9 protein-coding genes are annotated in these 11,398 nt (G+C 55.4%); 6 read left to right on the top strand and 3 right to left on the bottom strand.

All coding sequences use genetic code 11. From position 1 onward, the window contains the following. Positions 1-106: 106 nt before the first annotated feature. The 3 genes from ubiM to EOA33_RS40410 all read left to right on the top strand — a co-directional run bounded on the left by ubiM (position 107) and on the right by EOA33_RS40410 (position 3,365). On the top strand, positions 107-1,288 hold the full coding sequence (gene ubiM / locus EOA33_RS11535) for a 5-demethoxyubiquinol-8 5-hydroxylase UbiM (RefSeq protein WP_185928959.1): 1,182 nt from the start codon (positions 107-109) through the stop codon (positions 1,286-1,288). 254 nt (positions 1,289-1,542) lie between these two features. Then, a complete protein-coding gene (locus EOA33_RS40415) occupies positions 1,543-2,706 on the top strand; it encodes a GGDEF domain-containing protein (protein ID WP_245455339.1) in 1,164 nt (387 codons plus the stop codon). Then, positions 2,700-3,365 carry an EAL domain-containing protein gene (locus tag EOA33_RS40410; RefSeq protein WP_245454739.1) on the top strand — a complete coding sequence of 222 codons (666 nt, stop codon included), beginning with the start codon at positions 2,700-2,702 and terminating at the stop codon, positions 3,363-3,365. Before EOA33_RS40415 ends, EOA33_RS40410 begins: the two co-directional genes overlap by 7 nt. Positions 3,366-4,819: 1,454 nt before the next feature. Here EOA33_RS40410 and EOA33_RS11525 read toward each other — a convergent pair. Next, on the bottom strand, positions 4,820-6,142 hold the full coding sequence (locus EOA33_RS11525; RefSeq protein WP_126057794.1) for an integrase: 1,323 nt from the start codon (positions 6,140-6,142) through the stop codon (positions 4,820-4,822). A gap of 171 nt (positions 6,143-6,313) precedes the next feature. On the opposite strand from EOA33_RS11525, the gene EOA33_RS11520 reads away from it, so the two are divergent. Continuing rightward, complete coding sequence (locus EOA33_RS11520) at positions 6,314-8,560, top strand: hypothetical protein (RefSeq protein ID WP_127405675.1); 2,247 nt, start codon at positions 6,314-6,316, stop codon at positions 8,558-8,560. Between the two features lie 31 nt (positions 8,561-8,591). Further along, positions 8,592-8,945: a hypothetical protein gene (locus tag EOA33_RS11515; protein ID WP_127405674.1), complete on the top strand. Its 354-nt coding sequence runs from the start codon at positions 8,592-8,594 to the stop codon at positions 8,943-8,945. A gap of 427 nt (positions 8,946-9,372) precedes the next feature. On the opposite strand, the gene EOA33_RS11510 is transcribed toward EOA33_RS11515, so the two are convergent. Both EOA33_RS11510 and EOA33_RS11505 read right to left on the bottom strand, forming a co-directional pair. Beyond that, complete coding sequence (locus EOA33_RS11510; protein WP_127405673.1) at positions 9,373-9,573, bottom strand: hypothetical protein; 201 nt, start codon at positions 9,571-9,573, stop codon at positions 9,373-9,375. Further along, positions 9,573-10,130, bottom strand: a complete 558-nt coding sequence (locus EOA33_RS11505; RefSeq protein WP_127405672.1) for a recombinase family protein — start codon at positions 10,128-10,130, stop codon at positions 9,573-9,575. Before EOA33_RS11505 ends, EOA33_RS11510 begins: the two co-directional genes overlap by 1 nt. A gap of 165 nt (positions 10,131-10,295) precedes the next feature. On the opposite strand from EOA33_RS11505, the gene EOA33_RS11500 reads away from it, so the two are divergent. After that, the gene (locus tag EOA33_RS11500; protein WP_127405671.1) at positions 10,296-11,162 is read left to right on the top strand and encodes a hypothetical protein; all 867 of its coding nucleotides are present in this window, start codon (positions 10,296-10,298) and stop codon (positions 11,160-11,162) included. Positions 11,163-11,398: the final 236 nt, after the last annotated feature.

The raw sequence follows: 11,398 nt of genomic DNA, 5'->3' as shown, positions 1-11,398 counted from the left end.
CGAATCTCCCGGCCCAGCGCCTTTAGGCAATGCGGCGGCCACGGAGCTCATGTCACTCGGCTCAGTTCCACCGTTACACGAGGATAGGCGACCGGATGGCGGCACGCTGATGGGCTCTGACGATAATTTTGACATCGTTGTCGTTGGAGCCGGCCCGGTCGGCCTTTCGTTCGCTGCGTCGCTTGCCCAAAGCGAACTCAAGGTGGCAGTTGTTGAACAGAACACATTCGATAGTCTGGCGAATCCGGCTTTCGATGGTCGCGAAATCGCGCTGACCAACGCTTCGATCAGAACCCTTCGCGAGCTCGGCGCCTGGGATGTCATCCCGGCTTCGGACAAATCAGCACTTCAAGGCGCGCGCGTGCTCAACGGCTCGAGCGCATTCGCTCTTCGTTTCGATCCTCCCAGCAACTCTGGAGAACCGCTGGGGGTTTTGGTTCCAAATTGCCGGATCCGCGAGGCGCTGTTCAAAATCGTCCGCTTGCAGGATCGCGCCCGGCTGTTGTGCGGCCACTCGGTCGTCGATGCAACAAACAGCCAAGAAGGAGCAGTCGTAACGCTCTCTAATGGCGCGCGTTTAACTGCTCGGCTGGTTGTTGCCGCGGATTCGCGTTTGTCCGCCACGCGTGATCTGCTAGGCATCGGCGCCGATATCAACCGGCTTGGCCACTCGATGCTGATTTGCCGAGTGAGGCACGAGCGCGCCCACCACCAGATCGCCATCGAATGGTTCGATCACCATCAGACGATAGCGATGTTGCCCCTCGCGGAGGGCATGTCGTCGCTGCTGCTCACATTGCGCTCAAACGAGGCCTATAGACTGCTTGCCTTCGATGATGATTTGTTCCTGTCGGAGTTGACGAAACGGTGTCGAGGGCGCCTTGGAAAAATGACCTTGGCAAGCAAGCGCCACACCTATCCGCTGGTCACGACCTGGGCGCACAAATTCCGGGCGCCGAGCGCCGCACTCATCGGCGACGCTGCCATCGGCATGCACCCGGTGACCGCTCACGGATTCAACATCGGTCTCAGCAGCCAGAAGCAACTCGCCCGTGGAATCATGACTGCGTGCCGCGACGGCCGCAATGTTGGCGACCCCGACATGCTGCATATATACGAAAGGCGGCTGCGCCTGTCGGCGGCGCCGCTCTACCATGCAACGAACATATTGATTGGACTCTACTCCAGAGACCACCTGGCGGCACGGCTTGCAAGGCATCTGGGGCTTCGCTTTGCCCAACATGTTCCCCTTGTCCGGCATGGGATATCGGCGGAGCTCCAGCGGTGATACTGCACCAGCAGTCGCATTTTTGCGCGTGCTGGGCGAGCGATGGGAGAGAGTGCATGATGCACCGGAGTAATCCTGCTCCCCGACGCTGATCTCCGATTGAAGAATTAACCCGTCCTTCAGGGGGGCTGCATAGGCTGCGGACAAGCAGGAGTAAGCAAGCTGACCCGTCCAGCCTTGGAAAAGAAGATCCGCTGGAGGCGAGAATCCTTCAGGACCAGCTCGCTGATCTGAGGGCAGGCCTTTTCGTCTCAATGCCGATAAGCATTGTGCTGTCCGGGCTGATTTTGACCGTGCAGGCCCTTTCCGGGAACGGTCTTGCTGGCGCGGCCTGGTTTTCGGTCGTTAATGCGATAAATGCCGCCCGCCTTGCACTCGCCCGTCATCAGCTGAAGGAACCCGGAGTCCAGGATGATCTGACACGGGTTTGGCTGCGGCTTCGCTGGTTTGGCAGGCTTGCTCTTCTGGCGGGATTCACCTGGTCATTCCTTGCCATCCTAACGGCTGGATACACGACGTCTCAAGCATCGCTGCATCTAATAATTCTGGCGGGCATTTCAGCTGGCGCGGTCACGTACGGCAGCTCATATGCTGCGGCAGCGATATGCTTCATCACACCGCCACTCCTCATTGCCGCCGCATGTTTGCTGACGAAGGGAGCCCCGGAAAACTACATTCTGGCTTTTGCCGTCCTGCTTTTCGAGGGCGGCCTGGTTCGATCCTCGTTCGTTGGACAAGCGCGCTTCCGTGACGCGAGCCGCCTGAGACATCAAGCCGAGCGGCTTGCCGCGGAAATGGAGCGCAATTCCAGGGAGGACCATCTTACCGCGCTCCTCAACAGGCGGGGCCTCGAACATGCAATCGATCAGTTTGAGAACACCGATGGACCCTTTGTGGCCATGCTGATTGATCTGGACGGGTTCAAATCTGTCAACGGTACCTACGGTCACAGAACGGGTGACGAGCTGCTTGCCAGGATCGCCCGCCGAATAGAGGAAGAAGCACCGGAGGGCTCAACGCTCGCCCGCATCGGTGGGGATGAATTCGTGCTGGTTTTTTCTTCGCGAAAGAATTCTCCTTCTCCCACCAATCTCGCGTCCAATCTCATAGCCAAGCTTGCTCGCCCCTATCCTGGGATCGCATCCGTCCGCATTGGAGCGTCTATAGGAATCTACTTGGCTGAAAACCCCGGACTGACGGAAATGTTGTTGCGGGCCGACATCGCCCTTTACACAGCTAAGCGCCGCGGCAGGAATGAATTTTGTCTGTTCGGTGCCGAGCTAGCCCGGGAACTGCAACGCCGCCAGTCAATCGAACGCGATCTTCATTCGGCGATAACGATGAGAAGCTTGGTCGCTTGGTTTCAGCCAATCGTAAGACTCGAAACTGAAGCGTCGTCGGTTTTGAAGCCTTGCTAAGATGGTCTCACCCGCTTCACGGTCCCATTTCTCCGCCCGAGATCATGACAGCGGCACGCGAAACTGGAATGCTTCAGCTGCTAACTCAAACGGTATTCGCCGACTGTTGCGCTCTTATCGAGGGCTTGGTCAAAGCTGACCGTCGTGATGTTCGTGTGGCGATGAATGTTTCACCGCGCGAGTTGGAAGCTGGCGATATTGACGAGATGATTCTTAATGGTCTGGCGGCAAAAGACCTCCCTGCAACGATGTTCGACATCGAGATTACCGAAGAAGCCCCAGTGGATCCGGACAGAGTGGATGAAAAGCTCGGCCAGCTTTCACATGCTGGCATTTCTATCGCGCTCGAGGACTTCGGCACCGGTTTTTCGACGTTGGCATCGCTCAAGGACAGTCGGATCAGGAAAGTGAAAATAGATCAGGGCTTCATTCGCGGCTTAGCCAAGTCCCGGGAGAATCGGCTGCTTGTCAAAGCGGTGATTGACCTTGGTAGGACGCTCGGGATCGAGGTCATGGCCGAGGGCGTTGAAACAGAGGCAGATCGGCAAACTCTGTACAAGCTTGGCTGCAGAACCGCGCAGGGCTTCCTGTTCTCTAAGGCAGTGCCTCTCCATTTGGCACTTGATTCGGTAGTAAAAGAGCACGCGAAGGAGTTGTGACCGGCCTCTCCGTCCGTGCTGCTCGCGGAACTTTCATGTGGGGTGGACCTGACGCGCGAAAGCCGTTTCGGACGGTAGAGTTATTACGGGGGCGAAACTGAGCACGTGGTTTGGATAGCAGCAATCCGGTCCACCGGCGCACATGCAGCGGCTTCATACAAGCGTTCAAGTTGCGAGATGAGCTTGAGTGAACGACGTCGGAGAATTGCGTCCCTTGGACGCTGGTTTCGCGGTTCCCGTAGGATTCGATTACGGGAAGCGTTCTTGGCTGCTTCTCGGCTCAGCGCTCATCTGGATGAACAACGTACCCGCGGTCAAGGTTTTCGCGACCTCAACCCAGTCACCATCCCGCAACAGCAGCGGTCGGGTCCTGATCAAGCGCTCAGCCTCAGCACAGGTGCTGGAGCAACGGTAGAGCGCGGAAAACGTGTATCGGAATGCGCTGGCTCACCATAGGAAGCTGCCACGGCATGTCGAATGTCCCCAGGGGGCGGGACCGTTCCCTTGCATTTGTCTCGATGACGGGCTCTCAAAGCTAAAGCCAAGAGAGCTTTATAAAAATCGCACCCGATCGGCTGCGCAACGACGACCAGCTGAGGCCCGATCGGGTGCTAAGGTCGTGCCAAAAAAGGCGCGTCACTGTCGCATTTCTAGCCGGCTTGCGATCGGACGTCATCTCTTGGCGATCGTTGCCCCTTCTCTCAAATGCGCTTAGCGGCGCCGACGGCGAATAGCGCAAGCTTTTCCACCCGTTTCTACTCCACTACCGAGACTCGTCACCAACCTCCTTTTATTCGCTTCCATATGGCCCATCCTGTCTCCAATCGAGGAGGAGCGCGAACATGGGCCAAGCCGTAGAACGTCTCAGTCTCGGGAATTCTTCTGCTCGCCAAACTGCCGTTGTCACCGGCACCATATTTGGCAGGGTGACAGTGAACGACAAGATATCAGGCGTTCTTGTCTGGGCTGAACTATGCTTGCAAGCCATAACCCAAAAATCGCCGATCCCTTTGAATTCGAGCCGGATGAATGGGTGTTTCAAAATTTTTGGCGGTTTTAGGCAGAACCCTCCGATGGCCCGCGTACCGGTCAAGCTTCGTGAGCACTTTAGGTTCGTCGATCAGGCATAGGTTTGTATCCCATGCCACATGCTGGCCGTTTGCCTAGTTCGGAAGCCCTCGAGAGGCGTTGCTCGTCTTGGTATGGCGTCGCCCCTTTTTCCGATCCATCGGCCACGGAGCTAGAATGCTGTCTAGCTGTTGCCGCCTACTTGGTCATCCGGCATGGAGATGCCTATATACCGACCTTCGAAAGGCTGGAATACGAGGTCGAACAAATGCGGCGGAAGCTCGGAAATCGCGAGCGAGCGCAGCGCGTGCTGGCCACGCTCAACCTAAATGGCTCGGACAGCTGGAGCCGTGAGGTTGGTTCTCAAGGCCTGGATGGCGCCGCAATCACATTCGCCCGGGCGGGGTAAAAGCGATTTTTTGAAGCCACTCGCGCTTTTGCGCTAACGAAGGTCCCGCGCCGTATTTGGGCCGGATCCATTTGTGGCCCATCAGAGAAGCAATTACCTTCTCCGGCGCCTCAACTGCCGTCAGCCGGTCCTCGAAAGTGTGTCGCAGGCTATAAAGACTATGCTCGGAAGTCGGCAGAAGTTCCTTGCTGGCGAGCACCTTGTTGACGAGCGCTGAAAGTGACGCGGCCTTGTCGCGATAACGAGGAAAGCCGTCCGGATGGAGCTTGATGGCTGCAAGTGCGCCGCCAACCAAGGGAATGTCACGGGCTGAATGACCGGTCTTCAAGCGACGGCCATTGGGGCGCACCCGCACATGCGGGATTTCTTGATCGAGGTGGATTGTTTCGGTGGTGAGGTTTGCCGCTTCAGAAAGCCTGAGTCCGGTATCGGCAATCACATAGATTAGATGGCGGGCTTCGTCATTGAGTCCGTCGAGCGCGCCTTCAGCGAGTATCTTCTCCTGAATGAACTCCGCTGTGAACGCAGCGCGTTGCCCGGGGACGGCGCCGGAAAGACGCAGGTTTCGAAAAACCGGCTCCAGCTTGAGCTGGTGAGTCAGATCGACGACGCGCAGCATTTTCGAAACATGGCCGATGTCCTTGTTGGCCGTACCGATATCAAGTCCATCCTCAACGATCCGCTTTTGCCACCACTCGCGGAACGCGATTGCGTCGTCCCGAGTGAGGCTTGCGATCTCCTTGTCGCCAATGACTCCAACCAGATTGGCAACTGCGCGCTTTTTGGGGTTACGCCATTTCTTGATTTGGTTAGGCGACATGGTCAGCAAGTTCTGTTGCTCGATCGTCTCGAATTCCTTGATAAGACCGCTCAGGCGGACCGCTGGCCGCTTCTCCCCACCCATGACGGCCGAGACGTCCTGCGCGTCCTCGATCGATTTTTTGTCGAGGAGCAGCTTGATACGGGCCATGAGTTCGTCGAGCGGCCCCGCTGCTAGTTCCTCGTTAGAGCGATAGGCCAATCCAAATGACCGCGCGCGCTTCCTCGCGGCTTCGAAACGCAGCCCCGCCTCGGCGGATTGGCCTTCCCGCAGTCTACGCCAATACGCCTCCAGCCCCGCGCCGAGGCTTTGCACTGCATCTCGCGCCCGTACACCGCGGGGATCGTCAGCCACGGCGACGCCCGTGGAAATGCGTACTAGGCAGCGGCGATCAAACGCCGCGAATTCCTTCGGCACCCTGCGGACGAGATACCAGATGCCTTCACGTTTATGCGGCTTTGGCGCTGCGGAACGTCGCATTATCTTTCTCTAATGTTACACAGTTTGTTACACAGTCTAAGATAAGTTTCGCTTCGCGCTGGTCAAGCGCAACAAGGAAGCTTTTGAAAGGAAACGATTATTATGGAAGCTAAATGGCGGAGAGGGAGGGATTCGAACCCCCGAGGCACGAACGTCCGAGTCACGGATGTTGTGAGCCTCGATGGCTGCGAGGAGCGGAGCGTAACCAGCCGTTTGGTGGCGAAGTTGAGAGAGCCAACCAATGGCGGAGAGTTGGTCTTCATAACCCACGAAGGGTGGAAGCTGCTTCCCTACGTAGGAAAGCTGGACTGGACTTTGATCGTGGACGAAGCGCCCGCAATCCATTCAAGTTTTGACCCGCTTATTGATGACGATCTGCGGCAACTGATCAATCAGGCCGTTTTTCTGCCCAGCCCCTACGAAGGCCTGAAATGTTTCTCGGTCTCAAAGTCTCCCGAAAGGGTTCTGACCTCCGACAAACACACCGTGAACGGTAGCAAAATTCACAAATTGGCATGGGAGGCCTTTTCGAAGAAAGCGCTTGTCCTCGTGCCCGATACTTCTGTCGAAGCGCTACAATCGCCGGATTCCGAAGGCCGGAAGTTTCAAGCCTTCTCGCTCCTCACGCCGGAGGTGGTGAAGCCGTTCAAAAGCGTTCTCATGTTGAGCGCAAACTTCGAAAGCACCCTGCCATTTCATCTCTGGAGCCGGCACGGTGCCCGCTTTGTCGAGGACAAAGAACTCGCCAGCCGGTTGAGGTTTCAGAAACACGACGGGCGACGGGCGACGATCAGTTACGTCATTGAAGCAGACTGGTCGAAGCAGATTCAGGATCGGGAGGTGGGTGATGGCTCTGGATGCACCATCCACGCACGGGTCGTTGAGAAAGTGTCCGAATTTTTTGGGACCGATCAATTCCTTTGGGTAGCCAACAACAGGTTTGGCGACGGGCTATTTGCGGCGAACGAGAATGCGACCCGTCTCCCCAATGTGTCCCATGGGCTCAATGAGTATCAGAAGTTCAACAATGTGGTTTTCCTTTCAGCGTTGAACCCGAGTCCCCCTGAATTTTCATACTTCAAGAAGCTCGGCCTGACAGAGAAGCAGGCGAAGGCCGCCCGTTTCCACGAAGCGGTATATCAAGGGATTATGCGGTGCTCGCTGCGCTCACAGGACGATCCTCGTCCTGTCCAGATTGTTGTCATGGATCGGGCAACGGCAACCTATCTGCATCAGCTATTGCCGGGTTCTATAGTCCAGAAGCTGGATTGGATTCCGGCTGACGCCACAAACAGAAAGCAGGCGGGCAGGCCCAAAGAACATGTAGATGCCACAGCGAGGAAGCGAGCCAGTCGCAGCCGGCAGAAAGCAATTAAGGCTCATGATGGCTTTGTGACCCGAGCGGACGCACTGGTTCTTTCGGACCATTTTGCCAGCAATGGCAGTCACGAAATCCCTATAGAGTCTATTGGAGAAAACGTGACCAAGTGGTTTTGGGGAATGCAATTCCAATCAATAACTGCGGCGGTTGCCGACGATGTTTTTTGGTTCGAGACACTGTCCGAATTTGTTGATGATCTTCGACGTTTGGCCGGTCAACGTGTCGCAACCAAGGAACGCTGTCGTTTGATCGGTCCGGCATACTATAATCGGGAGAAGGCGGCGGAGACAGACAGAGGCAACGCCAATATCGAATTCCTGAGAGGAATCTGGTTGGACAATGATGGCGGCGGCATTTCGCCAGTTGATGTTTCCGACCTCTTTCCAGAGTTGAAGATGGTGATCTTCAATTCCTTCAGCAGCACGGAAGCGAAACCTCGCTTCCGGGTTTTCATCCCCACGACCACGGTCTTCAGTGTCCATACCCATGACACCATCATGCGGGGGATTTGGAACCGGTTGCACAAGGCTGGCTTTGAAGCTGATAGGGTTTCCGAAGCGGTTGATGGCCGTCGCTTTCACGGATTTGACTGGAGCAAGAGGCCAGCGACGAGTTTGTTTTATCTGCCGTGTCAGGCTGCCGACCCTGCCGGTAATATTTTCCTTGAATTTCTCAGCGGTGAAAGAAGGCCGTTGGAGCCAATAGGCTGGATAAAAAAATACCATCGAGAACCGGAAACCTTGACCGAAAGGGCGGTGGACGATTGGTCAGACGCCTCAGTTGATTGGGCAAAACTGGACGCTGCGACAGCAGCGTGGCGCAATGCGCCCAAAACACCGGGCAACGGCAATCGTGATTTCTTCAAACTCGGTTTAAGTCTGAAGGCCGCAGGCTTGTCGCAGAGCGGAATAGAAGCGCAACTCTGGGAAGAAGCGATATTTGCACGAAGTCCTACGAAGCGACGTCGGCAAATACCGTCCGTCATCCGCTCTCTGAAGATTTATAAGGTAGGCCAGAGCGGGAAAAAGGCAGCATAGTCGCAGTGGGCGAAGGAAGGAGCAGGAGGGTATGGCAAGCAAATTCAGTTTGTTCTCGTGGGCGGCATTCGTCGGGATCTTCGTGGCCTTTGGTGGCGACTCCTACACAGCCAAAGCCTCATCCGAGGAACGTACCGGCCTTTGCACGCAACCGATTCCAGAGTTCAAACTGGTGTACGACGCAAGGCTGGGTAAGAAATGGAACCCTACAGACGAACAAATTACGAAGCTTTGCGGATGCATTTGGGCGAAGTTCCCGCCGGGCGGTTGGGAACGAGAGACTTCACGCAAAATCAGAGCCGGTGAAGCTCCCGGTTGGCGGAGGGATGAATTCCATCAACGCTTCGGAAAGGCCTTTCAAGAATGTTACAGCGGGTTACGCTGACATGCCAACCGATAGTTCCGAACGTTTCCCAGTCTGACGCCTAACAAACCAAAATCGTCTGCCGCTCATAAAGTGTGTATAGGGAAATTTCGTGGAGATGCCGTGCCGGGCGACGAGCCTCCCATAAATCTGGTGCTTCCGGTTATCGGTCGCCTCGAAATGGAAGTTATAGGGCTTTTCCCGCAGGACCCATTCGGTTGTCAGTGACACCACGTGCCGCAGAACGGGAAATCCGTTCCGGAAGTAGCCTCCCTCATTAAACGGTGCGAATTCGTCATCCCAACCCAACCATGAGCCTTCGGTGTAGGCTTTCAGGGGTGTAGCGCCACCGATAACCCGATACGTGACCGGGCCTCCGGCAATTGCCGCAAACTCGAATAGCAGGCCCTCGACCTTAAAGCGCTTACGATAACACCGCTGTTCGGGGTTAGGGCTTGGCAGCGAAGCTGCACTCAAGTTCGTCAAGGTCGGCTTTGTGTTCTCGCCAGTGGGCTTTGAAGTTCTCAACTCCGGTCTCTTTCAGCAGCCTGTCGATCTCAGCACGAGCGGGCAGGGGAAGATTGCCGATCCATGCCCGGGCGTTGTCCGGCAACTGCTCCAGAAGCGATCTAAACGCAGTTTGGGCCATCAAGCGGCCTCATCAGCCAAAATCCGATACACGGACGAGCGACCCACCCCGATTGCCTTGGCGATTTCCGATGGCTTCTTGCCTGCCCGATGCATCGAGACGATCTCAGATGTCTTGCGGCGGGCCGTGGGCGCACGTCCCTTGAATTTGTGCTCAGCCTTGGCCTTGGCGATACCTTCCCGCTGACGTTCAAGCATCAATTCCCGTTCGAATTGAGCGATTGAGCCAAGCATGTTCAGCATCAGCCGACCAGTTGGCGTGGCGGTGTCGACATTCATCCCGAGAATAATCAGGCCGACCTTCTTTGCCTCAAGCCGGGCGACAATCTGGCACCAATCGGCAACCGAACGGGCAAGCCGGTCGAGCTTAGTGACTACAAGTCTGTCGCCTTCACGTACGAACTCGATTGCTCGTTCAAGTTCCGCTCGGTGTGCGTTGACCGAAGAAACCTGCTCACCGAAAATCTTTTCGCACCCCTGTGATTGCAAATCCCGGAGCTGAGCCTCGTAACCGGCCTGCTGATCCAGCGTGCTGACTCTGCAGTAGCCTATGAGCATGTCGCATCCTTCCCAATAGCCTCTAAGAGATTGTGAGACAAGATTCCTAAAAAGTCAATAGAACTCTTGTGGGACGGAAAGGAACCGATATGGTCCGTTCCACAAGAGCAGGGGGATGCGGGATAGCCGCATAGGGACGAAATGTTGACAGGAAGCGGTGCGAGTGTGGGCGGCGGTGACATGCCGCCGGAGCAGCGCACACGAGCGGATCAACTCATCCGGCAGTTCGAAGTGGAACTGCAGGCTGTAGCTGCGGAGAACGGCATAGCCCGACGGTATATCCGGCCGCTTCTCGGCGGTTCCGTCATATGTGGCAGTTTTGAGGACCGCTATTTTGTGGGCTATAAGCCCCACTTAGGAGTGCCTACTATTATTTTCACTTCCCTCCAAGCGACCGGGAACGTGGGCATCCAGCAATACCTTGATTGGCTTTCAGATACGTTCGGGGACGGCTTTTCTGCGGTCGAACTGCAAGAAGCTTGGCTGAATCAGCCAGCAACACTTCGAGCTGTAGCGGTGGCTATGATTCAGGCCGAACTTGTTCACAATCAGCCCAAGGGACCTGCGGCGCAAATGAACCCTGTATTCGGACCTAACATTTACCCTGTTCAAGAGAAGCTCGTCTTCGTTCTGATGCCGTTTGAAGCTGACCTTACGGCTATCTATGAAAGCTTCGTCAAGCCGACCGTTGAAAGCAAGAATTTGATATGTCGTCGAGCTGATGATCTACATACCAACAATGCCATCATGCAAGATATCTGGAAGTCTATATGCGAGGCTCGCATAGTCATAGCTGACCTAACAAATTTGAACCCAAACGTGATGTACGAATTGGGAATTTCACACACTGTCGGGAAAGAGACGATTCTGATACATCAAAACAAAGGTCAGGTGCATTTCCCATTCGACGTGACACACTTTAGGATATTAACCTATACAGACACCGCCACTGGCGGAGACGAATTGAAGAGAAAGTTGAGCTCTACTATCGATTCTGTTCTGGAAAAAATCCGGGCATCTGTTTCTCCTTAGTAAGATGCTTACTGAAGCGTTCGAGTTCCCGCTCGACGGATGACGCATTCAATGAGCGATAAAAGCCACGAAGCGTAGGGGAAGCATAGATGAATTCGGAGACAAAGAGGATCGCAGCGTATTTGGCGATTAGCTTCTCTATTCTGTTCATGATGATGGTAGTTTCAATAGGAGGCTATTTAGGGTATTTGGACACTCTTTGCAGATGTACAAACGGGAATAATAATAGATTTGAA

The organism is Mesorhizobium sp. M4A.F.Ca.ET.050.02.1.1, from assembly GCF_003997725.1.
In the GTDB taxonomy this organism is placed as follows: Bacteria; Pseudomonadota; Alphaproteobacteria; order Rhizobiales; family Rhizobiaceae; genus Mesorhizobium.
This window is presented reverse-complemented; position numbering and strand designations above follow the sequence as displayed.